The organism is Streptomyces sp. ISL-1, from assembly GCF_018614585.1.
Lineage (GTDB): Bacteria > Actinomycetota > Actinomycetes > Streptomycetales > Streptomycetaceae > Streptomyces > Streptomyces maoxianensis.
This window is the reverse complement of sequence record NZ_JAGGOI010000006.1, coordinates 1-23,112: the sequence shown is the minus strand read 5'-3', so window position 1 is coordinate 23,112 and position 23,112 is coordinate 1. Positions and strand designations below refer to the sequence as shown.

Genomic DNA, 23,112 nt, shown 5'->3' with positions numbered 1-23,112 from the left:
ATGTACATCTCAACAGATGGCAACAGAGACGTAATGAAAGTTTTTGATCAACCGCGTATGGAAGCGTGCTAGGAACGTCCCCAAACACCCCAAGTGCCACAGGAGGTCACCGTGTTGAACCGCCGTAGGGCCGCGTGTGTCCGCAGGTCGGTAGTCGCTGCCGCGGTCACGGCCGCCGTACTCGCCCTGGGTGCCTGCGAGTCGGACTCCGGCACTCCCGCCAAGGCCAAGGGGGATGCCGGACCCTCAGTGGTGGCACCGGGCAAACCGGGCGAGCCGGCCAGAACCCTCTCCGCCGAAGAAGCCGCGAAGGCCGCCCCCGACGACTCCCCCAACGCGGCGGACTTCTCCTACGCGCACATGATGATCACCCATCACAGTCAGGCGCTGCAGATGACCGCCCTGGCACCGGACCGCGCGGGGTCCACGCAGGTCAAGCGGCTGGCGGAGCGCATAGCCGCCTCGCAGAAGCCGGAGATCGGCGCGATGCAGGGCTGGCTGAAAACGAACGGTGAGACGAAGGGGAAGGGCGGTCACGACCACGAGCACGCCGTGATGCCCGGAATGGCCACCACGGCCCAACTGGCCCAGCTGCGTGGGGCGAAGGGCAAGGCGTTCGACGAACTCTTCCTGAAGCTGATGACCACTCACCACCAGGGAGCCATCACCATGGCCACCGACGCCCTCTCGAAGGGCAACAACATCCTCATCGAGGAGATGGCGAGCGACGTGATCGCCCAGCAGACGAGTGAGATCAACCGGATGCACGCGTTGTGATCCGCCGCCGGCCGGCGCCGGGCTCGAGCCAGGGAAAGGGCCAGGGTCACGAACGGTGGCGGCGGCGGTTGTGGCGTGGCGTGAGATAGCCGTCGTCGCGAGCGCCCGCGATGAGCCGGAGCGACTTGCGTCGGCTCCGCCCGCTCGCGGCCATCACTGCGAGCACCGGGTCACGCCCGTCCTGCTGCGCGGCCCGGTAGGCGTCGGCCGCCATCCGCCGCCCTGCGCTGCCGCGCGGCACCGCAGGGCGGGTCCGACGACGGCCGGGACCCCGCGGGTCCGCGTGCTCGGCGACGCACGGCGGGTCGGGCTCCGGTTCATCGGGAGCAGGTGGCGGCGTAGCCACCCGGCAGGCGTCCTCCAGCAGGTCCTCGATCCGCTCGGCGAGCATCTCGAAGCCCCCGAGCGACAGCGGCGGGTCGGCGCGCAGATCCTCGATGGCGACCCGCCCGTCGTCGACTACGACGAGGACGTCGATGCGGGCACCGTCGGCAAAGGTGAGCCGGACGTTGAACCAGGGCGGAATGATCTCGCGTCCGCCGGACTCCGAGGTGACTGTGCCGGCACCTTGCAGCTCCCAGACGGGAGGGTAGGGCAGCGCCCCACCGAGGTCATACAGATCATTAGCGTTAAGAAACGTAGTTTCTTGCACAATTAGCACGTAACCAGCCAAATCCATACCTCTCGCGGCGGCACGCACGTCGCGACGCCACAAGACACCCCGTTAGAGCATCTCCCCCATCGGCGCCTCCCGGTGGGATGCTGGAACCCCCTGCGGGAAGGAGCGCAGCTGTGCTTCGCGTCGCCGTCATCGGATCGGGGCCCAGCGGGGTCTACGCCGCGCAGGACCTCGTCCAGCAGAGCCGGGTGCCCGATGTGCGGGTGCACGTACTGGACCGGCTCCCCTGCCCCTATGGACTGGTGCGCTACGGAGTCGCGCCCGACCACGAGAAGATCAAGTCGCTGCAGAACAATCTGCGCGCCGTGCTGGAGCACGAGCGGGTCGACTTCATCGGCAATGTGGAGGTGGGCAGGCACGGACTCGGCCCCGAACGGCTCCTGGAGCTCTACCACGCTGTCGTCTACTGCGTCGGGGCCGCCAGGGACCGCAGGCTCGGCATCCCCGGCGAGGATCTGCCCGGCAGCCGCTCGGCCACCGACTTCGTCTCCTGGTACAGCGCGCACCCCGACTCCGCGGGCAACGGCTTCGCTCTCGGGGCCCGTTCGGCCGTGGTCATCGGCGTCGGCAATGTGGCCGTCGACGTGGCCCGCATCCTGGCGCGGGGCGCGGACGAGCTGCGGCCCACCGATGTGCCGCAGACGGCACTCGGGGCGCTCTCGCTCAGCCAGGTGCGCGAGGTGCACATGGTGGGCCGGCGCGGCCCCTCGCAGGCGAAGTTCACCACCAAGGAGCTGCGGGAGCTCGGCTCGCTGCCCGCTGCCCAGGTACTGGTCGACCCCGCGGACCTCTCGCTCGACCCGGCGTACGCCGATCCTTCCGCCTCCGCCGTGTCCGCGCTGCCCGCGGTCAACCGGCGCAACCTCGAAGTCGTACGCGGCTGGGCGGCGCAGCCCCCACAGAGCCGGGGCCGCCGGATTCATCTGCGGTTCTTCCTGCGCCCGGTGGAGCTGCTGGAGCGCAGTGGGCGGGTGGCGGGCGTACGGTTCGAGCGCACCGCTCCGGACGGTGAGGGAGGCGTTCGGGGCACCGGATCGTACGAAGAGGTCGAGGCGCAACTGGTGCTGCGGGCGGTGGGCTACCGCGGTGTCCCGCTGCCCGGGCTGCCGTTCGACGAGGGGCACGGCACGGTGCCGCACGCGGCCGGGCGGGTACTTCGGGACGGCGAGCCGTCGCCCGGGGAGTATGTGGCGGGGTGGATCAAGCGTGGGCCGACCGGGGTGATCGGCACCAACCGGCCGTGCGCCAAAGAGACGGTGGCCTCGCTTCTCGACGATGCCGCGACACTCGCCCTTCGGCCTGTCGCCGCGGATCCGCTGGCCGAGATGCGGGAGTTGGGACACCGGCCTGTTCAGTGGCCGGGCTGGCTGGCGATCGAGACGGCGGAGTCGGCGCTGGGGCTCACGCTCGGCCGGCGTACCGTCAAGATCCCCGACTGGACAGGACTGTTGAGCGCGGCGGGCGATTGAGCGACGGGTGCGGGTGGTGCGCCACAGCCTCAGCCCTCGCCGAGGCGGTCCGCCTGGCCCGCTGCGGCGGCGAGGACGCTGTCGAGCAGCCCGGGAAAGAGCGCGTCCAGGTCGTCGCGGCGCAACCCGTTCATCTTGGCGGTGCCCCGGTAGATCTGCCGGATCACGCCGTTCTCACGCAGGACGCGGAAGTGGTGGGTGGTCGTCGACTTGGTGACGGGCAGGTCGAAGTACGAACAGGACAGGTCGTCCTCGGCCGTCGCGAGGTCACGCACCACACGCAGCCGCATCGGGTCGGAGAGCGCGTGGAGCACGTTCTCCAGGCGAATCTCCTCGCGCGTGGGATGGGCAAGCACGCGGGGGCTTGTCGCGGTGGTCACGGCGGCTCCACTTCGTCGGGGTCTCCATTGTACGAAAACTCTCGTAGTTTGACACTCGCCGTAATACGGTGAAGGCCGTACGAGCCGTGAGGGCGGAGCCGCACCGGGCACCGCGGGAAGACGGATGGCATGATCGCCGCGAACCGTGCTCCCCGCGCAGCCGTGAGGCGCGGTGAACGCTGCGAAAGGAGCTGACTCCATGTCCCGGCGCGGAGCTGATCTCGACGAACTCGACCGCAAGATCATCTCGGCCCTGATGGCCGACGCGCGGGCGAGCCTGCGGGAGATCGGCATGTCGATCGGCCTTTCGGCGCCCGCCGTCAAGCGCCGGGTGGACCGACTCAGGGAGCAGGAGGTGATCGCGGGTTTCACCACGGTGGTGAAGCCCGCGGCGCTCGGCTGGCACACCGAAGCGTATGTGGAGGTGTTCTGCGACGGAGCGGCTCCGCCGAGGAGGCTGGCGGAGGTGGTCCGGAATCACCCCGAGGTCCAGTCGGCGGTGACGGTCACCGGACGGGCCGACGCGATCCTGCACATCAGGGCGCTCGACGTAGCGCACTTCGAAGACGTCCTCGAGCGGATCCGGTCCGAGCCTTTCGTGAAGGCCACCAACAGCTTCATCGTGCTCTCGCATCTCCTGCCGAGCAGCCCCGAGGCCGGGTCGGGACGCATCTCGCCGGACCTGACGTAACAAGTAGTGGCTCCACTTCCTTTTCACGCAACGTTGTTGCGTGTAGACGCAATTCATTCGTCTTGTCACTGTCCGTCACTGTCTCTAGCGTGGTCAGCACCCCCAGTCCGATGAGAGGACAACGCGGATGCCGTCCATCCGAACCGCGAAGAGACGCCGGTATCTCGTCTGCCCGCCGGAGTACTACGACGTCCGGTACGCCATCAACCCCTGGATGACCTCGGGGGAGCCGGTCGACATCGGCCTTGCGCGAAAGCAGTGGGACGGGCTCGTAGCCCTGTATCGCGCGCTGGGTCACACCGTGGACGTCGTGGATCCGGTCATGGATCTCCCCGACATGGTGTTCGCGGCCAATTCGGCACTCGTACTCGACGGCAAGGCGTTCGGCGCGCAATTCCACGCAATGGAGCGGCAGCCGGAAGCCGCCCATTACCGGGCCTGGTTCGAAAGCGCCGGATTCGAGACCCGGATCCCCTCTCATACCTGTGAAGGGGAAGGGGACTTCACCCCGGTCGGCGGTTACATCCTCGCGGGCACCGGGTTCCGCACACTGCCGGCAGCCCATCACGAGGTCCAGGAATTCTTCGGGAAGCCGACAGTGAGCCTCCACTTGATCGATCCGCATTTCTATCACCTGGACACAGCGCTCTTCGCTCTCGACGACAGCAATATCGCCTACTACCCGGGCGCTTTCTCCGATGGGAGTCAGCAGGTCCTGCGAAGCCTGTTCCCGGACGCCGTCGTCGCCACCAGGGAGGATGCGCTGACCTTCGGGCTCAACTCCGTCTCCGACGGACGCAATGTGGTGATGGCGCAGGATGCGACGGGCCTCATGGAGGCCGTGGCAGCGCGCGGCTACGTCCCCGTCCCCGTGAACCTCTCGGAGTTCCGCAAGGCCGGCGGTGGAGCGAAGTGCTGCACGCAGGAGATCCGGGAGTAGAGCGTCGGGCGTGGGCGTCGCCGGGCGCGATGTACGAGAATCCTCATAGTTTGACACTCGCCGTACTACGACAGGTATCGTACGACGCGTACACCGGTCCCGCCCCGAATGGAGTCCGCCGTGAGCGCGCTGTTCCAGCCCTACACCCTGCGGTCGCTTACCGTCCCCAACCGCGTCTGGATGGCACCCATGTGCCAGTACAGCGCGGAGGCGTTCGGCCCGAACGCCGGCGCCGCGAACGAATGGCACTTCGCCCACTACGCCGCCCGCGCCACCGGCGGCACTGGCCTGATCCTCACCGAGGCGACCGCCGTGAGCCCGGAGGGCCGCATCAGCCCCGCGGACCTCGGGATCTGGAACGACACCCAGGTCGAGGCGTTCCGCCGGATCACCCGCTTCCTGGCGAGCCAGGGCACCGTCGCCGGCATCCAGCTGGCGCACGCCGGGCGCAAGGCATCCACCGACCGCCCCTGGAAGGGCGGCGCGCCGCTGGGCGCCGATGAGAACGGCTGGCAGCCGCTCGGGCCCAGTCCGCTCTCCTTCGACGAGGGGCACCCCGTCCCCGCCGAGGTGACGGTCGCCCAGATACGGGAAATCACCGGCCAGTTCGCGGCAGCCGCCCTCCGAGCGCTGGACGCCGGCTTCCAGGTCGCCGAGATCCACGGTGCGCACGGATATCTGATCGGCGAGTTCCTTTCGCCGCACAGCAACCGGCGGGCCGACGAGTACGGCGGGTCCTTCGAGAACCGCATCCGCTTCGCCCTCGAAGTCGTCGACGCGGTGCGCGCCGTGTGGCCCGACGAACTGCCTCTCTTTTTCCGTATCTCGGCCACCGACTGGCTGGACGAGGCCGGCTGGACGGCCGACGACACCGTCCGCTTCGCCGCGCTGCTCAAGGAGCACGGCGTCGACCTCCTCGACGTGTCCACCGGCGGCAACGCACCGCGGGTCCGCATCCCGACCGGACCCGGCTACCAGGTGCCGTTCGCCGCGCGGGTGAAGGCGGAGACCGGGCTCCCGGTCGCCGCGGTCGGCATGATCACCGAGGCAGCGCAGGCGGAGAAGATCCTTGACAACGGCGAGGCCGACGCGGTGCTGCTCGGCCGCGAGCTGCTGCGGAACCCCTCATGGGCCCGGCACGCGGCCCGTGAGCTGGGCGGCGAGATCCACATCCCGGAGCAGTACCACCGCTCCGTCTGAGACTCCCGGGAGGTGTCCGTGAGGCTCCGCGGGATCCCGGCACTCCGGCAACCGATGAGTTCCGGGACACCGGCCGGTCTGCACTGAGTACGTACGTACTCAGGAGGCACCTCGTGCTGCTCGAAAACGACAACGCCGTCATCTGCGGAGGGGGGCGCGATCGGCGGGGCGGTCGCCCGCGCCTTCGCCCGCGAAGGTGCGCGGGTCCATCTCGCCGAACGCGCCCCGACCGGGCGGCCTCGCTCGCCGACGTCGGCGTTGTGGCGGTCTTCGCCGCCTGGGACCTGGCTCGTTCAATGACCGCGACGACCCTCGGCATCACCGGCGGCTCGGTAGTCGACTGAACCGTCCACACCCGGGCTGAGCTGCGAGAAGAACCGCCTGACGGGCCACTGTCAGTGGGCGGGTGCAGACTGGCCCGTATTCAAGACAACGGCGTCCTGGAGGCAAAGGCCATGTCCGATGTTCTTCTGACTGTAGGCACTCGAAAAGGGCTCTTCATCGGCCGCAGGCGCGGCGGCACATGGGAGTTCGACGGCCCGCACTTCAACGCGCAGGCCGTGTACTCGATCGGGATCGACACGCGCCGGCCCGTGCCCCGCCTGCTCGTGGGCGGCGACAGCGCGCACTGGGGCCCTTCGGTGTTCCACTCCGACGACCTCGGCAAGAGCTGGACCGAGCCGGAACAACCGGCCGTGAAGTTCCCCAAGGACACCGGGGCGTCGCTGGAGCGCGTGTGGCAGCTGCATCCGGCCGGCCCCGCCACGCCGGACGTGGTGTACGCGGGGACGGAGCCCGCCGCGCTGTTCCGCTCGGACGACGGCGGCGAGACCTTCGAGCTCGTACGCCCGCTGTGGGAGCATCCGACCCGCTCGAAATGGGTGCCGGGCGGCGGCGGTGAGGCCGTGCACACCGTGGTGACCGACCGCCGGGACCCGGAGATGGTGACGGTCGCCGTGTCGGCGGCCGGGGTGTTCCGCTCCAAGGACGGCGGCGCGAGCTGGGCGCCCTCCAACCAGGGAGTGTCGGCGGTCTTCCTGCCCGATCCCGACCCGGAGTTCGGGCAGTGCGTCCACAAGATCGCGCAGGACGCGGGCGATCTGGACCGGTTGTATCTGCAGAACCACTGGGGTGTGTACCGCAGCGACGACGCGGGCGCCAAGTGGACGGACATCGGCGCGGGCCTGCCGTCCGACTTCGGTTTCGCGGTGGCCGCCCATCCCCACCGGCCCGATACGGCCTATGTCTTCCCGATCACGGCGGACGCGGACCGGGTGCCTGCCGGACGTCGCTGTCGCGTCTACCGCACGAGCGACGCGGGCGGCAGCTGGGAGGCGCTGTCGGCCGGGCTGCCCGAGGGCGACCACTACGGCACCGTGCTGCGGGACGCGCTGTGCACGGACGACGCCGACCCGGCCGGGGTGTACTTCGGCAATCGCAACGGCGAGGTGTACGCGAGCGCGGACGACGGAGACACCTGGCAGCTGCTCGCCTCCCATCTGCCGGATGTGCTCTGCGTGCGGGCAGCGGCCATGGGTTGAGAGGCAGGGCCGCGGCACCAGTAGAGTGACGCACCGTGGCAGCACGACGACCCTTGAAAGAAATCATCGAGCCGGGGTGGGCGGACGCCCTCGCTCCAGTGGCCGAACGCGTCGCCGCGATGGGCGACTTCCTGCGCGCGGAGGTCGCCGCGGGGCGTACCTATCTGCCGGCCGGATCGAATGTGCTGCGCGCCTTTCAGCAGCCCTTCGAGGATGTGCGGGTCCTGATCGTCGGCCAGGATCCGTACCCCACACCCGGGCACGCCGTGGGGCTGAGCTTCTCGGTGGCGCCGGAAGTGCGACCGGTGCCCGGCAGCCTGGACAACATCTTCCGGGAGATGCACGCCGACCTGGGGCACCCCCGTCCGGCCAATGGCGACCTGACGCCATGGACCCGGCAGGGTGTGCTGCTGCTCAACAGGGCTCTGACCACCGCGCCCCGCAAGCCCGCCGCGCACCGCGGCAAGGGCTGGGAGGAGGTGACCGAGCAGGCCATCCGGGCCCTCGCCGCGCGCGGCAAGCCCCTGGTGTCCGTGCTGTGGGGGCGTGATGCCCGCAGTCTGCGTCCGCTGCTCGGCGACCTCCCCGCGATCGAGTCCTCGCACCCCTCCCCCATGTCCGCGGACCGCGGCTTCTTCGGCTCCCGCCCGTTCAGCCGGACCAACGAACTCCTCGAACGCCAGGGGGCGCAGCCGGTCGACTGGCGGCTTCCGTGACCGCACGCTGGGTCCTCGCTGTGGACTCGGGCGGCTCCGGTCTGCGTACGGCGCTCGCCGATGCCTCGAACCCGGCACGCGCCGACAGTGTCGAGTCACGGGAACCGGTGCGCACCGGCGACGGGGGCATCGACGCGGGGCATCTGCTGGCCCAGTTGCTGCCGATGGCGCGCACGCTGCTGGACCGGGCAGGTGGCGGCACCGTGTCCGCGGTCGCGATCGGCGCCGCCGGGATGGCGACGCTCGGCGACCGCCTGCGCGCCGAACTCCCCACCGCACTTGCCGAGTCACTGGGTGTACGCCGTCTCGCGCTCGCCGCGGACGCGGTCACCGCATACGCCGGTGCGCTCGGCCAGCGTCCCGGGGCCGTGGTCGCGGCAGGCACCGGCATGATCGCGATGGGCACGGATCTGACGGCCTGGCACCGGGCCGACGGCTGGGGCCATCTGCTGGGCGACTGCGGCGGGGGCGCCTGGATCGGGCGGGCGGGTCTGGAGGCTGCGTTGCGCGCCCACGACGGGCGGCGCGGCGGTTCCGCCGCGCTGCTGGCCAGAATGGAGTCGGTGTTCGGTCCGGCGCAGGAAATGCCGGGCGTTCTCTATCCGCGTCCGGACCGGCCCGCGGTGCTCGCCTCCTTCGCGCCCGAGGTCGGGCGGTGCGCGGCGCAGGGCGACGCGGTGTCCGCGAGCATTCTTGCCGGGGCCGCCCGGCATATCGCGGAAGCGACCGAGGCCGTGTGCCCGTCGGCCGCCGAGGCACCCGGTGGCTGTGAAGTCGCCCTGACCGGTGGGCTGTTCAAGTTGGGCGACCCGCTGCTCGTACCGCTGAGGAGTGAGCTGTCCGGACAGCTGCCGCACGCCCGGCCGGTGCCCGCGGCCGGCGATCCGCTCGCCGGCGCGGTGCTTCTCGCGGCCGCGCTCGCCACCGATTCGCTGCGGCTGCCACGCCATCCGACCCTGCTGCACGTACCGACAGAGCAGGGCAGTTGAGGCGTACGACATTCACCGGATAAATACGGACAGATGACACTTGAGTGCCCCCTCCCCGAACAGCCGCACCCCCAAAACCAGTAGCATGCGGCGCCATGAGCTCCCCCACTGGGCCTGCATCCGGCCTGCCTGTACGAATGCCGCGACCCCGCCAGTCCGGGCGGCACCGCCGCCCGGAACCCGTGGCGGCTCCTGAGGGCGCGCCCGCGCTCGTGCTCGCCGTTCCCGGCGCTCCCGTGTACGCCACGCGCAGCCTGGCCGAAGAGGTCATAAGCATCGCCCGTTCGGAGCTGCCCGGCCTCGACGTGGCCATCGGGTATCTCGACGGCGACGACGCCGAGTGCCCCACGCTCGCGAGCGTCCTCGCGCATACCGCCGCCCGGCGCACCGAGCGGTACGAGATCGCGAAGGCCGCCGGTCGTGAAGTGTCCGCGCCCGAGGGTCCCGCCGCCGTCGTGGTGCCGCTCCTCGCGGGCCCGGACAACGCACTGATGCGACGCATCCGCCAGGCGATCATGGACAGCCGCGCGAGCGCGGAGCTGACCGACGTACTCGGCCCGCACCCGCTGCTCGCCGAAGCCCTGCACGTGCGGCTCTCGGAGGCCGGCCTCGCGCGTGCCGACCGCGCCCGGCTGTTCACCGTGGCCACGGCGGCCGACGGCATCATCCTGGCCACGGTCGGCGGTGAGGAGGCCGTTCAGGCCGCCGGGATCACCGGCATGCTGCTGGCCGCGCGCCTCGCGGTGCCGGTGATGGCCGCGGCGCTCGACCAGGAAGGCGCGGTGAGCGCGATCGCCCAGCAGCTGCGCGGCTCGGGTTCCACGCAGCTGGCCCTGGCCCCTTATCTGGTCGGCCCGGAGCTGCCCGGTGGTCTGCTGGACGCCGCCGTCAAGGAGGCGGGCTGCGCCTCCGCCGAGGCGCTCGGCGCCTACCCGGCGATCGGCAGGCTGGTGCTGTCGCAGTACACGACCGCGCTGGGCATCGCCCCGCAGCCGCAGGGCTCGCCCTCGCACTGACGGCATTGCCGTAGGTACACGAAGCGGATACGCACAGAGGACACGCGCAAGAGCCCGCATCACTCGAACGGTGCGGGCCCTCGCGCTACGGCCCGGTGATCAGGCGAAGATCACGCAGGAGGCCGCGGGGGCGTCTAGGGAGCCCGCCCTGCGCGGCACGCCTGTCTCCGGGTCGATGTCGAACCACGTGACGTCCCCGGAGCGCTCGTTGGCCGCGTACAGCCTGCGTCCCGTCGGATCCAGGGCGAGATCGCGCGGCCAGTGCCCGCCGCAGGGCACTGTGGTGACCAGCTCCGCCTTCTCTCGCGTCCCGTCGAGCGCGAGTACGGCGATGCTGTCGTGGCCGCGGTTGGCGGTCCACAGATGCCTGCCGTCGTGCGAGACGACCACCTCGGACGGGTACACGGGTCCATCGACGCCGTCCGGCACCACCGGCGTCTCGCCGATCGGCTCGAGGACGCCCGCGTCCGCGTCCCAGCGGCAGACGGTGAGGGTCGGCTCGAGCTCGTTCAGCACATAGGCATGGCTGCCCGCGGGGTGGAAGGCGAGATGGCGCGGGCCCGTTCCGGGGCGCAGCGCTGTCTCGCCGTGCAGGGTCAGCTCACCCGCGTCGGGGTCAAGGGCGCAGATCCGTATCGAGTCGGTGCCGAGGTCGACGCCGAGCACCCAGCGCCCGGTCGGATCGGGCAGCACCTGATGGGCGTGCGGACCGCGCTGCCGTTGCGGGTCGGGGCCCGCGCCCTCGTGCTGCAGTACGCCACTGGCGGCGAAGGGCTCTCCGCCGGCTGTGACAGGGAGCACGGTGACGCTGCCCGATCCGTAATTGGCGGTCACCAGATGGCCCGCTGTGAGCGCGAGATGGGTGGGGCCTTCGCCGCACACGGGGATCCGCGCACCGATCGGCTTCGGCGAGGGCCCGTTGACGTCGAAGGCCGCCACCGCGCCCTCGGCTGTCTCCGAGACGGCGTAGAGGACCGGGCCGCCGGATCCGATCGCGATGGCGAGATACGAGGGGTCGGCGACGGCGTCGCTCGCTCCCGTCTCGGCGAGCGCACCGGTTTCCCCGTCCACGTCCGCGGCGATGATCCCGCGGCCTCCTGCCGAGGTGAACGACCCGATGAATGCCCGCCCGGCGCCCTTGTCGAGCACAGCGTTTCCCCTCTCGCCGACTGATCGCTTGTTGCCGGGCAGACGGTAGCAGGCGGTCTAGACCAAGTCCGGCTACCGCAAGTCGCGTTCACCGTGGGCGCGTGCCTGCGCATCCGGGTGGTGGACATAGGCGGGCCGCCGCTGTGTGGAGTCGTACGTACGGTGGAAGACGGGCGTCGCCGAGCCCGAGATCGGCGGCACGATCCACGACCAGTCGGCGCCGACGCAGCGGCCACGGCTCGCCTCCCGGTCCAGATGGGTCAGGAAGCGGCGCGATTCGGTGTGGTGGTCTGTGACAGTGACGCCAGCGCGGTCGAAGGAGTGCAGCACGGCGCGGTTCAGCTCGACCAGCGCCCGGTCCTTCCACAGCGAGCGGTCGCTCGTCGTGTCGAGGCCCAGCCGCTCGGCGATGCGCGGCAACAGGTCGTAGCGGTCGGTGTCGGCGAGGTTGCGGGCGCCGATCTCGGTGCCCATGTACCAGCCGTTGAAGGGGGCTGCGGGGTAGCAGATTCCGCCGATCTCCAGGCACATGTTCGAGACGGCGGGTACGGCGTGCCAGCGCAGGCCAAGATCCTCGTACCAGCTCTCCTCAGGATGGTGCAGCTCCACTTCGAGGACGGCGTCGCCCGGCAGCTCGAACCAGCGCGGCTTGCCGTCGCCGTCCTCGATGACGAGGGGCAGCAGGTCGAAGTGCGTGCCGGGCCCGCCCTGCCAGCCGAGCCGTAAGGCGACGTCGGTGAGGGCGACGTTGCGGGGGTCGCCCACGGTGGGCCCGTGGGCGGAGCTGTAACCCGCGTACCGTACGAGCTGCTCGTTCCAGATCCGCGGGCCGGGGCGTCCGGGCTCGTCCGGGGCGAAGACAGTGATCATCGGGCGGATGCGGCCGTCATTGGTGGCCTGGCGCAGGTGTTCCACCGACTCGCGTGCCACGGAGTCGGCGTCGTCGATGTGTCTTCGGTCGCGTATTCGCAGGGAGCGCCAGTAGAGGCGGCCGATGCAGCGGTTGCTGTTGCGCCACGCGACGCGTGCGCCGTGGGCGAGCTCCGCTCGGGTGTGGCGATAAGTGCCGGTCTCGTCGATCTCCGCGAGGACGGCGGCGATCCGGGCGGCCGGGTCGCCCCCCGCTCGCTCCTCCCGGTGGTGGAGGCGGATGAAATCCTCCGCCTCCTGCCGGTCCACCTGTGCGCCTGTCAGGCACAAGGGTCTGAACTGAGACTGCCGCATGGTGCGCACCCCCGGGCTCCTGGAACGTGGATGCCGCTGTGGCTACCCCTTGAACAGCCTGATCACCCTGTGTGTGCCGGGGGAATTTGCCTCGTTCAAGGGCTTTGCGCCTATTCCCCAGGTCAGGCGGGCACAAGAGGGGCGCGCGGAGAGGTACGCAGGGGCGCGTCCAGCTCCGCCAGCGCCCGCTCCAGCGCCTGGAGATGCGTGAGGGCCGCCTCGGCACCGGGGTGGTGCTGAGGCACCGCTACGGGGTCGCTGTGGACCGCCGCCTGCCGGGCGGCGGGCGGCACCAGGGCATGCACCGCGGCTTCGACACGGTGGCAGGCGTCGGCCAGCCGCGCGTCGTGCGAAGCCTCCGGGTCGGCGGCGACGGCGGCGAGGCCGCGGACCTCGCGTGCGCATTCGTCCAGCAGCACGATCACCTGGCGGGCGCGCGCCTTGCGGGCGCGCAGCGGGCTGAGCGGGTGGACGAGCGGCGCGAGGGAGAGCCGTACCCGGCCGAGCAGCAGCTCCAGTTCGGCGGCGAGCGGGGCGGGGTCGGCCTGCTCGTCCCCGGCCAGCCGGCGCGCGGCAGTGGTGGTGCAGCCGTGCACACAGTGCAGGGCGCGCCGGATCCAGGCGTCGGTCGCGGCATGCGTAGTGAGGGGCAGGATCAGGGCGACGCCGAGCGCCGCGCCCAGCGCGCCGGCCGCTGTCTCCTCGAACCGGAGCAGCAGCAGCCCGGGGTGCAGCACGCCGAGCAGCCCGTACAGCAGACCGGCCATGACGGTGACGAAGAACATCATCCAGCTGTACGAGGCCGCGGCCGTGTAGAAGATCCCGAAAACGCAGACGGCGACCAGGGCGGCGGTGGGCGCGGGCGCGCCCGCGATCGGGATGGCGACGAGCAGGCCCGCGGCGATGCCGGTGACGGTGCCGAGGACCCGGCGGAAGCCCCGGACCAGGGTCTCGCCGCGCGATGCGGTGTTGACGAATATCCACCAGGCGGTGGCGACGGCCCAGTACCAGCGGTCCGGCGAGATCAGTTGCCCGGCCGCGAGCGCGATGCCGCAGGCGAAGGTCGCCTGGAAGGCCTGGCGGGTGGTGGGGCGGGCGAGTCCGCGACCGGGGAACGGCGCGGGGGCCGCGGGCGGCGGCGTGCGCCGTTCGATGCACCACAGACCGAAGCGGACCACCGAACAGGCGACGATGGCCAGCGCCACCGACGCGTACAGCTCCGGCAGCTGGGCCGGGACCGCGTCCAGGAACTGGGTGACGAAGAACATCATGAAGGCGAAGATCCCCAGCGCCTGTCCGCGCGCGCCCCAGCGCCGGGCGTAGACGCCGCAGAAGATCAGGGCGAGCCAGGCGGCGGCGCGCGGCAGCGGCTCGGCGTGCAGGGTCGTCGCCAGCGCCAGCACCGGGAATCCGGCGGCGGGGAGAAGGGCCGTGGTCACCGCTTGGGCCCGCACGGTGGGGTCGACGACGTTGAAGAGCGCGAGAAGCGCGGCCAGGCCGCCGGTGATGACGCCGGTGAGGGTGTGACCGGCGAGACTGCACGCGACAACCGCCCCGCCGACGCCGAGGACGGACCGAGTGGCGCTGCGCAGCCGCAGTCGACCCGGATCCGGCACCACGAACATCCTCTTCAGCACTGCTTTCGGCCCCGCCCTCGCCCTGACATGGAAAAGGCGCCGCGGATTCCGCAGCGCCATCGACCCCTACATCAGAACATCCGCACCCCCATTGGCTCAAGTGACGCTCGAACCAATGGACCGTTGGCCTATCCGGACCCGCCGATCACGGCCGCGATACGAGCCAACGGACTACCAAGTCGAGGTCCGGCTCATCATCGAACCGGCCCGCCGACTACGACCGCGTATGCCGCTGATCGCGGAGCGTACGCAGGTGCCGCGCTGCGTAGGCGCCCGCGCCATGGCGCGGGCGCCTACCTGGCGGCGCGGGTGCCTACCTGGGGTGGACCTGCTCCGCCTGCGGGCCCTTGGGGCCCTGGGTGACTTCGTATTCGACCTTGTCGCCCTCCTGCAGCTCCTTGAAGCCTGTGGTCTGAATGGCGGAGAAGTGGACGAACACGTCCGGGCCGCCGTCGTCCTGCTGGATGAAGCCGAAGCCCTTGTCGGCGTTGAACCACTTCACAGTGCCTGTTGCCATCGATTCGATCCCTTGTCCCATGCCACGGTGCCGCCTCATCGGGCACCGACCGCAGCCCCATCGAGACTGCGCTCCCAATTTTGTCACCCCGTGCGGCTTTCGCCCGGGAACTCGACCTCGACCAGCTGGGTGGCCACCCGCCACCCGCCAGACGGGCGACGCGACGCTGTACCGAGGCGCTCTCGCTTCTCGGGCAGCGGCCGATATTCGATGTTATGACTGATTCATGGACGACTACCCGTTGCTCAATCTCTTCTGGACCATGCTCTGGTTCTTCATCTGGGTCATGTGGCTGTTCCTGCTCTTCAAGGTCGTCACGGACATCTTTCGCAGCCACGACCTCAACGGATGGCTCAAGGCGGGCTGGCTGATCCTGGTGCTCGCGGTGCCGTTCGTGGGCGTGCTGGTCTATGTGATCGTCCGTGGCAAGTCGATGGGAGAGCGCGACGCCCAGCAGGCCAAGGCGGCCGACGAGTCGGTCAAGGCGTACATCCGTGACGCGGCCGGCTCCGGCGGACGTACGGGCGGCGGAGCCGACGAACTGGCCAGGCTGGCCGAGCTGAAGGAAAAGGGCCTCCTCACCGACGAGGAATTCCAGAGGGCGAAGGACAAGCTCCTCGCCTGAGGGAGCGGCGGCATCGCCCCGGTCTCGCGGCGTCCGGGCCGGACGGAGGGCGATACGGGCCCCTGCCCACGGTGACCGCGAGGCTTCTCAGGGCGTGATGTTGTGGTTCAGGCGGAACAGATTGCCGGGGTCGTAGCGTCGCTTCATCGTCGTCAGGCGGTCATAGTTCTCACGGTAGTTGGCCCGGACCCGGCCTTGGTCGTCGTGGTCCATGAAGTTCACATAGCCACCCTCCAAGGAGTGGGGCTCGAGTGCCGCCGCGAAGGCGCGCGCCCAGCCGACAGTGGCCTCGCAGTCGGCGCGGGTGGGGAGGGTCGGGCTGAGTGCGGTCGCGAAGTCGGCGTCCCGGTAGGTGAACGCGGTCTCCTGCGGCCCCACTCGGTGGCAGGCGCCATCGATGGGGAACACGACGGTCGCGCTCTGGATGGTGGGAGTCGTGGCGCCGTAGTCGACGTACGCGTCGATGGCCCCGTCCGGCAGTCCCTGGCTGAAGGTGCCCTTCCAGTAGTGGAAGAGGCCCGCGGGCAGCAGGTCGTCGAAGAGAGTGTTGATCACCGGATACGGAATGCGTTCGAGGTACTGCCCCACGACCGGACCAAGCTCGGCGAGGCGGGCACGGACCTCATCGTCCTCATCCTCGGGGCCGCTCCAGCAGGTGACCACTCCGCAGAGCGGCCGGCCGTGCCAGCGCTCGGGCAGGAACGGCACCGGCGGGCCGAGCGCGACGACGAGCACGGCGCCGAGCTTCTCGTCGAAGCCGGCGATCAACTCCCGGTATCCGCGCATCACGTCGCCGTCGAGCGGATAGAACGTCGGCCCACCGAGAATGTCGGCCACCGGGTGCAGCCGGTACTCGAAGGATGTGACGACTCCGAAGTTCCCGCCCCCGCCGCGCACTGCCCACAGCAGGTCGGCGTTGCGCTCCTCGGTACAGGTCAGAAAGGACCCGTCGGCCGTGACCAGGTCGGCCGAGACCAGGTTGTCGCAGACCAGCCCATAGCGCCGGGCCAGATACCCCATGCCGCCTCCCGTCGTCAGACCGCCGACACCGGTACTGGACACGATGCCGCCCGTGGTGGCCAGGCCGAAGGCGTGCGTGGCGTGGTTGACATCGGCCCAGGTGCAGCCGCCCTCGGCCCGAGCCGTACGTGCCTGCGGGTCGATCCGAATCCCGCGCATGCGCCCGAGGTCGAGCACGACGCCACCGTCGCAGGTGCCGTAGCCGGAGACGCTGTGGCTGCCGCCGCGTACCGCCAGCAGCAGATCCCGCTCCCGGGCAAAGTCGACGGTGGCGACGACGTCGCCCACGTCGACGGGCCGGACGATGATCGCCGGCCGCTTGTCGTGCATCGCGTTGTAGACCTTGCGGGCCTCGTCGTAGTCGGGGTCGCCGGGCTGGACGATGTCGCCCCGTACGGCCCCCTGCAGCCCCTCCAACAGCTTGTCGTCGAGGGCTGGCGTGTAGGTGGTCATGGCCGCCACCGGCTTTCCGCGTCTTCAGTGGTCCGTGCGGACCTTCGGGGATATTCAGGGATCCCGGGACTCTTCGGGAATGCGGACAGCACCTTTCTAGGCACGGGGCCGAGCGGCCCTCATCGCCAAAACCGCCCATCTCGCCGAACCACCCATGGGCAGAACAGCCCATGCGCCCCATCGCATACGGGATCACGCGAGGCCGTGTGTGCAGGCGTACGCCGTGGCAGCGGCCCTGGAAGACACATCGAGCTTCGCGAAGATGTTGTTGAGGTGACGGGCGACGGTGTGCTCGCTGATCACCAGCTCGGCGGCGATGGACCGGTTGGTCCGGCCCGAGGCGACAAGGCGCAGCACTTGCATTTCACGCACGGTGAGCTCACCGGGGAGGCGGTGGTGCACAGCGCTGAGCAGGGCCGCCGCCCGCCGCGCATCGGGCACCGCGCTCAGCCGCTCGAAGACCGCCTGCGCGGCCCGGAGTTCCAGCCGTGCGCCTTCGTCGTCCCCGGCGGCGCGGTCGGCGGCGGCGAGGGTCATCCGGACCTGCGCCGCCTCGTACGGGACTCCCAGTTCCAGCCACAGCGACAGCGCCCGGTGCAGCAGGGACAGCGCCCGCTCGAGGTCGCGGTCGGCGAATGCCACCGCGCCGCCCGCCGCCGCGGCGGTCGCATGCAGCACGGTGGTCTCGGACTCGCGCCGCTGCTGCCAGGCGCGAGCGGTCGACTCCAGTTCGTCCGCTGCCGTACGGGCCTGGCCGAGCTGCCCGAGTGCGAGCGAGACCTCGACCTGGGCCGCGAGCAACCGACAGCGCCCGAGGCGGCCGGGACCACCATCATCCCCACCGCCCTCGGCCGCCAGTGCGAGCCGCAGGGCGGCAGCGGATGAGTCGGCCTTGCCCTGGGCCAGGCGCAGCAGGGCGAGGCCCGGCTGCGGGTCGCGGCCAAGCTCATGAGCGCGGTCGTACGATGCCTCAGCCGCGGCCAACTCGCCGCGCCGCCGCTGGATGCCACCGGTCAGGTAGAACGCCTCCGCGGCCGTCCTCGCCTCGTAGGGCAGCAGCTCCCTGCAGGTCAGGGCGGCCTCGGTCTCGGCCCGGGGCCAGTCACCGCACAGCTCCAGCACCTCCACCCGGTGTACCCGGCACAGCCCGCGGAAGTTGTTCTCCTCGGGCATCGACGCACACCAGGCCATGGCGGCCTCGGTCCACTCGACGGCCCGTTCCAGGTCGGCGCAGGCCATGCACTGCTGGAGTCCCAGGCAGTAGATCCACCCGGTGAAGAACGAGCTCAGCTCGCCGGCCATGGCGGAGCACATGGCGTCGTCCAGCAGTGCGAGCCCGCCGACGACCCGTCCCCGGGCCAGCAGCACGCTCGCCTGCACCTGGGCGCTCATGGCGAGGAGATCCGGGCTGCCGCAGCGCCGCGCGATGCCGGCCATGCGGTGGGCGCCGTTCATCGCCTCGTCGAACGCGCCTCGCTGCTGTGCCTCTTCGGCTTCGACCCAGGCGAGATAGCACTGCTCGACGCACTCGGGTTCGCCGCTGAGGTGCTGCCGGGACCGGCGGAGCCAGCCGGCGGCCGCCGCCGTACGTCCCGCCAGCTGATACTCGTAGAAGAGCATCCAGGCGCTGAATCCGGCCTGCCGGGCGGCGCCCGCCGCCACATAGCCGGAGTAGGCCTTTTTCCGCGCCTCGATCGATTCATCGACGCGACGGGTCCACCACGCGGCATCGGCGAGTGCGGCGAGGTCGTCGGAAGTCAGCCGGTCGGGGTCGATGTCGCGCAGGGCGGCGTAGGCATCGGCCCAGGCCTCACGGGCGACAGCGTCCCTCGCCTGCTCGATCGCCTGCTCTGCGCCGGTGATCTGGTCAGCCACCGCGGCTCCCTTCGCGCTCTCCGCGAGCCGGACCACCCCTCATCAGGATAGGAGCGGGCAGCCTCGGGGCGCGTTACGGAATTGGGCCATTGGTACGGTCATGTACCGGGGTATCGGACCAGAGGGAGGCCAACGGACTATGGCGGTGGACGCGCTCGACACCCGCATCCTGCGGCTGCTGATCGAGCAGCCGCGTACCAGCGTGCGCGAGTACGCCCGGATCCTGGGCATCGCCCGCGGCACCCTGCAGGCCCGGATCGACCGGCTTGAGCGGGACGGCGTGATCACGGGCATGGGACCGTACCTCTCCCCCGCCGCCCTCGGGCACCCCGTCCTCGCTTTCGTCCATATCGAGGTCACCCAGGGGCATCTGGACGAGGTCGGCGACGCGCTCGCGGCCGTACCGGAAATCATCGAGGCGTTCTCGATCACCGGCGGCGGCGATCTGCTGACCCGGGTCGCCGCGCGCGACAACGGACACCTCGAAGACGTCATCCAGCGACTGATCCAACTGCCGGGCGTGGTGCGCACGCGCACCGAGATGGCGCTCCGCGAGCGGGTCCCCCACCGGCTGCTGCCGCTGGTCGAATCGGTGGGCCGGTCGGCCGGCACCTCACGCTGAGCCGCGCCTTGGCATGCTGGAACGCATGAGCACTTCGCGTTCCCCTTCGGTCATCTTCGATCTCGACGGCACCCTCGTGGACAGCGAGCCGAATTACTACGAAGCGGGGCGCAGGCTCCTGGCCCAGCACGGCGTGCCGGACTTCAGCTGGGAGCACCACACGCGCTTCATCGGCATCGGGACGCGGGAGACGCTGGAGATTCTGCGCGGGGAGTACGGGATCGAGGCACCGGTCGACGAGTTGCTGGCCGGGAAGAACCGGAACTATCTGGAGCTGGCGCGCGCCTCGACGGAGGTCTTCCCCGAGATGCGGAAGTTCGTGGAACTGCTGCACTCGAAAGGAGTGCCGATGGCGGTGGCATCCGGTTCGTCCCGCGCCGCCATCGAGGTGGTGATGGCGGGCACCGGACTTGACGCGTTCATACCGACGGTCGTCTCCGCCGAGGAGGTCGCGCAGGGCAAGCCGGAGCCCGACATCTTCCTTGATGCCGCGCGCCGCCTGGGTACCGGTCCCGGCGACTGTGTGGTGCTGGAGGACGCGCCTCCCGGCGCGGCGGCCGCCCACGCCGCCGGCATGCGCTGTATCGCCATTCCCTATGTGCCCGCGACGGCCGACGACCCGGTGTTCCGGGCGGCGGAGCTGCTCTTCGCGGGCGGACAGGGCGAGTTCACGGCGCGGGCGGCGTACGACTGGCTCGTCGCCCAGCGGGTCTCCCGACGGGCATCAGGTTGACGCCCAGGGCCGACTGACGGACGTGACCGGAGCGATGGCGGGGTGGCGCCGGAAGGCCGGGCCGCCCTGACGGTCCGTTCGACGTGCTGTGCGGCCGATGTCCCGGTTCCGGGGCAGCGGTTCAGGCACGTTTGACGGAGTCGAGGTGGGCGAACACCACCACGTTGTCCGTGTAGTCCATCGCCTTCCTGTCGTAATCGCCTCCGCAGGTGATCAGACGCAGCTGTGGGGAGGGGGTGTCGGCGTAGACGCGCTCATTGGGGAAGTGCGCCTTGCTGAAGGTTTCGACGGAGTCGACCTTGAACGTGGCGACGGTGCCGTCTTCGCGGGTGATGTCGACCGTGCTTCCAGGCTTGAGCAAGCTGAGCTGCAGGAACACAGCCGGACCGGTCTTGGTGTCGACGTGGCCCGCGACGACTGAGGTGCCGCGCTCGCCGGGTGTGACACCCCCCTCGAACCAGCCGACCAGATTGTTGTCGTCCGGTGGTGGTGCGTTCAGCTGTCCGGACGAGCCGATGGACAGCGCCGTGAACGGCGCGTCGACGGCGATCTCCGAGATCGCGATCCGCTTCGGGACGGAACGGGGCAGCACCAGCTCGTCGGCCGGGGCGGCAGCCCCCGGTGGCGCGGCGGGGGCGGAAGCCGCGGCGCGGGCGGGTGGCTTGAGTTCCACCGACGCGCCGAAGAAGTTGTAGATAAGGAAGAAACCCAGCACAACCGCCAGTGCGGGCCACAGCAGGACGCGGCCGAGGGGACGGGAGGCGAGGGCGGAACCAGGAGGCTGCTGGGCGGTCATGCGAGCGTGCCTTTCGCATTTAGGACGTCAGTGGGGCGCCGGGAGACGACGGAAGAGGCTGCGGTGCCGAAAGGGCAATCGTCGCGGCCACCGCCCGGGAGGGCGGCGGCCGCGACGGCAAGCGAACTGCTATGGGGCAAACCCCGTCAGGCCGGCGAAACACCGGACGCGTTACGGCGACGCAGCCGGTACGCGCCTGCACCGAGACCACCGAGCATCAGCACCGCGCCGGCAGCCAGGCTCCCGCCGGGCAGGGCCGTGCCACCGCCACCGGTGTGAACGCCACCGTTCGGCTTGTCCTCGTCGTCGTCCTTGTCCCCGTGGTCGTCCTTGTCCCCGTGGTCGTCCTTCTTGTCACCGTGGTCGTACTTCTTGTCCTCGTGGTCGTCCTTCTTGGACCCGTAGTCGTCCTTCTTGTCCCCGTGGTCGTCCTTCTTGGAGTCGTCGTCCTTCTTGGAGTCGTCGTCCTTCTTGGAGTCGTCGCCCTTCTCCGACTTGTAGCCCTCCTCGTCGTCGGCCATGGTCATGGCCAGAGCGCCGCCACCGGTGTCAACACCACCGTTCGGCTTGTCCTCGTCGTCGTCCTTGTCCCCGTGGTCGTCCTTCTTGTCCCCGTGGTCGTGCTTCTTGTCACCGTGGTCGTACTTCTTGTCACCGTGGTCGTACTTCTTGTCCTCGTGGTCATCCTTCTTGGACCCGTAGTCGTCCTTCTTGTCCTCGTGATCGTCCTTCTTGGACTCGGAGTCGTCCTTCTTGGACTCGTCGTCGCCCTTCTCGGACTTGTCGCCCTTCTCGGACTTCTCGCCGTCCTCGTCGTCGGCCATGACCATGGCCAGAGCGCCGCCACCGGTGTCAACACCACCGTTCGGCTTGTCCTCGTCGTCGTCCTTGTCCCCGTGGTCGTCCTTCTTGTCCCCGTGGTCGTGCTTCTTGTCACCGTGGTCGTACTTCTTGTCCCCGTGGTCGTACTTCTTGTCCTCGTGGTCGTCCTTCTTGGACCCGTAGTCGTCCTTCTTGTCCCCGTGATCGTCCTTCTTGGACTCCGAGTCGTCCTTCTTGGACTCGTCGTCGCCCTTCTTCTCGGAGTCGTCCTTCTTGGCCTCGGAGTCGTCCTTCTTGGACTCGTCGTCGCCCTTCTCGGACTTGTAGCCCTCCTCGGACTTCTCACTCTTCTCGGACTTCTCGTCCTTCTCGGACTTGTCGCCCTTCTCGGACTCTTGGCTGTAGCCGCTGGAGGAGCCGCTGTCCTGGTCGTCGGCCAGGGTCAGGGCATATGCGGCAGGAGTGGTAATCGCGAGGACCGCGGAGACGGCCGCCGACGCGAACAGGGTGCGGGCAGAGCGCATGAGTCACATTCCTTTCGCCGCGGCTGCGACGGCCGACACTTCATCGGCTCATGGAATCGCAGGGGCGACGTGATTCACCGTTAGCCGGATTTCGTCTCCGCACCACCGGAGAGCTCCGCATTCGAGCTACACCATGGGGCCCTTCGTGTGACAACCAGCCAATAGTCACCCGTTGGACGGCACGCCGCGCCGAGTAGAGGTTTCATCTCTACTCGGCGGCGTTCATCCGCTGACGGTGCCTCATTCTCGGCTTGATGATCCGCCTCATTACAGCCCCGGTCGGGCGGGGAGCGGTGCCGGCTCAGAGGGCGGCGATCCGCGCGGAGTGCCTGAGCGGGAACGCGGATCACGCCGGAGGATGCAGCTCCCCACAGGGGGTTTTCATCCTGCGCGCGGACTACGCGGACCGACGGACCCGTGCGGCCTTTCGGGCCTCAGCGGTCTGGCGGGCCTCGGCGGACCGGCGTGATTCGCCACCGGAGCGCCCGGGCTGGCCCGGGCGAGTGCCTCGGCCTCGGAACGGGGCGCCGCCACGCTTGGGGCGCTCCGTGATCGGCGCGCTGACGCTGATTGGGACGCCGGAGGGGGCCTGGGCGCCGGTGATGCGGCTCAGTTCGGCCTCGCCGGAGCGTACTTGGGCGATCTGGGGGGTGATGCCCGCGTCGGCCATGAGGCGGGTCATGTCGCGGCGCTGATTGGGCAGGACCAGGGTGACGA

The 23,112-nt window shown here is 70.0% G+C and carries 21 protein-coding genes and 2 pseudogenes; 12 read left to right on the top strand and 11 right to left on the bottom strand.

Translation table 11 applies throughout. The annotated features are described in order from the left end of the window. Positions 1–111: 111 nt before the first annotated feature. Positions 112–777: a DUF305 domain-containing protein gene (locus J7E87_RS04380; protein ID WP_308312852.1), complete on the top strand. Its 666-nt coding sequence runs from the start codon at positions 112–114 to the stop codon at positions 775–777. A 46-nt stretch (positions 778–823) separates the two neighbouring features. Here the strand turns inward: J7E87_RS04380 and J7E87_RS04375 are convergent, their stop codons facing one another. Further along, on the bottom strand, positions 824–1,429 hold the full coding sequence (locus J7E87_RS04375) for a DUF6214 family protein (RefSeq protein ID WP_308312851.1): 606 nt from the start codon (positions 1,427–1,429) through the stop codon (positions 824–826). A gap of 140 nt (positions 1,430–1,569) precedes the next feature. Between J7E87_RS04375 and J7E87_RS04370 the strand changes: the two genes are divergently transcribed. Beyond that, positions 1,570–2,925, top strand: a complete 1,356-nt coding sequence (locus J7E87_RS04370) for an FAD-dependent oxidoreductase (protein WP_215090070.1) — start codon at positions 1,570–1,572, stop codon at positions 2,923–2,925. Positions 2,926–2,954: 29 nt separating this feature from the next. Here the strand turns inward: J7E87_RS04370 and J7E87_RS04365 are convergent, their stop codons facing one another. Further along, positions 2,955–3,305 carry a helix-turn-helix transcriptional regulator gene (locus tag J7E87_RS04365; protein WP_215090068.1) on the bottom strand — a complete coding sequence of 117 codons (351 nt, stop codon included), beginning with the start codon at positions 3,303–3,305 and terminating at the stop codon, positions 2,955–2,957. A gap of 199 nt (positions 3,306–3,504) precedes the next feature. Between J7E87_RS04365 and J7E87_RS04360 the strand changes: the two genes are divergently transcribed. The 7 genes and pseudogenes from J7E87_RS04360 to J7E87_RS04330 all read left to right on the top strand — a co-directional run bounded on the left by J7E87_RS04360 (position 3,505) and on the right by J7E87_RS04330 (position 10,398). After that, complete coding sequence (locus J7E87_RS04360) at positions 3,505–3,996, top strand: Lrp/AsnC family transcriptional regulator (RefSeq protein WP_215090066.1); 492 nt, start codon at positions 3,505–3,507, stop codon at positions 3,994–3,996. Positions 3,997–4,120: 124 nt separating this feature from the next. Beyond that, a pseudogene (gene ddaH / locus J7E87_RS04355) lies at positions 4,121–4,936 on the top strand (dimethylargininase); the annotation flags it as partial. A gap of 120 nt (positions 4,937–5,056) precedes the next feature. Further along, positions 5,057–6,136, top strand: a complete 1,080-nt coding sequence (locus tag J7E87_RS04350; RefSeq protein WP_215090062.1) for an NADH:flavin oxidoreductase/NADH oxidase — start codon at positions 5,057–5,059, stop codon at positions 6,134–6,136. A gap of 455 nt (positions 6,137–6,591) precedes the next feature. Next, entirely contained in the window at positions 6,592–7,677 is a 1,086-nt protein-coding gene (locus J7E87_RS04345) for a sialidase family protein (protein WP_215090060.1), read from the top strand. 53 nt (positions 7,678–7,730) lie between these two features. Continuing rightward, positions 7,731–8,393: a uracil-DNA glycosylase gene (locus J7E87_RS04340; protein WP_215090450.1), complete on the top strand. Its 663-nt coding sequence runs from the start codon at positions 7,731–7,733 to the stop codon at positions 8,391–8,393. Further along, entirely contained in the window at positions 8,390–9,382 is a 993-nt protein-coding gene (locus tag J7E87_RS04335) for a BadF/BadG/BcrA/BcrD ATPase family protein (RefSeq protein ID WP_215090058.1), read from the top strand. The genes J7E87_RS04340 and J7E87_RS04335 overlap by 4 nt, the downstream gene beginning before the upstream one ends. Positions 9,383–9,477: 95 nt before the next feature. Next, positions 9,478–10,398 (top strand): sirohydrochlorin chelatase, encoded by a 921-nt coding sequence (locus J7E87_RS04330; RefSeq protein WP_215090056.1) that lies wholly within the window; start codon positions 9,478–9,480, stop codon positions 10,396–10,398. Between the two features lie 99 nt (positions 10,399–10,497). On the opposite strand, the gene J7E87_RS04325 is transcribed toward J7E87_RS04330, so the two are convergent. The 4 genes from J7E87_RS04325 to J7E87_RS04310 all read right to left on the bottom strand — a co-directional run bounded on the left by J7E87_RS04325 (position 10,498) and on the right by J7E87_RS04310 (position 14,925). Further along, entirely contained in the window at positions 10,498–11,547 is a 1,050-nt protein-coding gene (locus J7E87_RS04325; protein ID WP_215090055.1) for a lactonase family protein, read from the bottom strand. A 72-nt stretch (positions 11,548–11,619) separates the two neighbouring features. Next, on the bottom strand, positions 11,620–12,771 hold the full coding sequence (locus tag J7E87_RS04320; protein ID WP_215090052.1) for a nitric oxide synthase oxygenase: 1,152 nt from the start codon (positions 12,769–12,771) through the stop codon (positions 11,620–11,622). Between the two features lie 122 nt (positions 12,772–12,893). After that, positions 12,894–14,396: an FUSC family protein gene (locus J7E87_RS04315; RefSeq protein ID WP_215090448.1), complete on the bottom strand. Its 1,503-nt coding sequence runs from the start codon at positions 14,394–14,396 to the stop codon at positions 12,894–12,896. A gap of 325 nt (positions 14,397–14,721) precedes the next feature. Then, the gene (locus J7E87_RS04310) at positions 14,722–14,925 is read right to left on the bottom strand and encodes a cold-shock protein (protein WP_215090050.1); all 204 of its coding nucleotides are present in this window, start codon (positions 14,923–14,925) and stop codon (positions 14,722–14,724) included. 226 nt (positions 14,926–15,151) lie between these two features. On the opposite strand from J7E87_RS04310, the gene J7E87_RS04305 reads away from it, so the two are divergent. Beyond that, positions 15,152–15,550 (top strand): SHOCT domain-containing protein, encoded by a 399-nt coding sequence (locus J7E87_RS04305; protein WP_215090048.1) that lies wholly within the window; start codon positions 15,152–15,154, stop codon positions 15,548–15,550. Between the two features lie 87 nt (positions 15,551–15,637). Here J7E87_RS04305 and J7E87_RS04300 read toward each other — a convergent pair whose 3' ends face one another. After that, positions 15,638–17,023, bottom strand: a complete 1,386-nt coding sequence (locus tag J7E87_RS04300) for an FAD-binding oxidoreductase (RefSeq protein WP_215090046.1) — start codon at positions 17,021–17,023, stop codon at positions 15,638–15,640. Positions 17,024–17,215: 192 nt separating this feature from the next. Next, a complete protein-coding gene (locus tag J7E87_RS04295) occupies positions 17,216–18,898 on the bottom strand; it encodes a LuxR family transcriptional regulator (protein WP_215090044.1) in 1,683 nt (560 codons plus the stop codon). A 139-nt stretch (positions 18,899–19,037) separates the two neighbouring features. Here J7E87_RS04295 and J7E87_RS04290 point away from each other — a divergent pair, with 139 nt between their 5' ends. Together J7E87_RS04290 and J7E87_RS04285 are read left to right on the top strand one after the other, a co-directional pair. Next, positions 19,038–19,520 carry an Lrp/AsnC family transcriptional regulator gene (locus J7E87_RS04290; RefSeq protein WP_215090042.1) on the top strand — a complete coding sequence of 161 codons (483 nt, stop codon included), beginning with the start codon at positions 19,038–19,040 and terminating at the stop codon, positions 19,518–19,520. Between the two features lie 25 nt (positions 19,521–19,545). Further along, entirely contained in the window at positions 19,546–20,253 is a 708-nt protein-coding gene (locus J7E87_RS04285; protein WP_215090040.1) for an HAD family phosphatase, read from the top strand. A gap of 121 nt (positions 20,254–20,374) precedes the next feature. On the opposite strand, the gene J7E87_RS04280 is transcribed toward J7E87_RS04285, so the two are convergent. From J7E87_RS04280 to J7E87_RS04270, 3 genes and pseudogenes are all read right to left on the bottom strand, one after another. Next, positions 20,375–21,049 (bottom strand): class F sortase, encoded by a 675-nt coding sequence (locus J7E87_RS04280; RefSeq protein WP_215090038.1) that lies wholly within the window; start codon positions 21,047–21,049, stop codon positions 20,375–20,377. A 146-nt stretch (positions 21,050–21,195) separates the two neighbouring features. Then, positions 21,196–22,395, bottom strand: a complete 1,200-nt coding sequence (locus J7E87_RS04275) for a hypothetical protein (RefSeq protein ID WP_215090036.1) — start codon at positions 22,393–22,395, stop codon at positions 21,196–21,198. 397 nt (positions 22,396–22,792) lie between these two features. Further along, a pseudogene (locus J7E87_RS04270) lies at positions 22,793–23,112 on the bottom strand (RNA helicase); the annotation flags it as partial.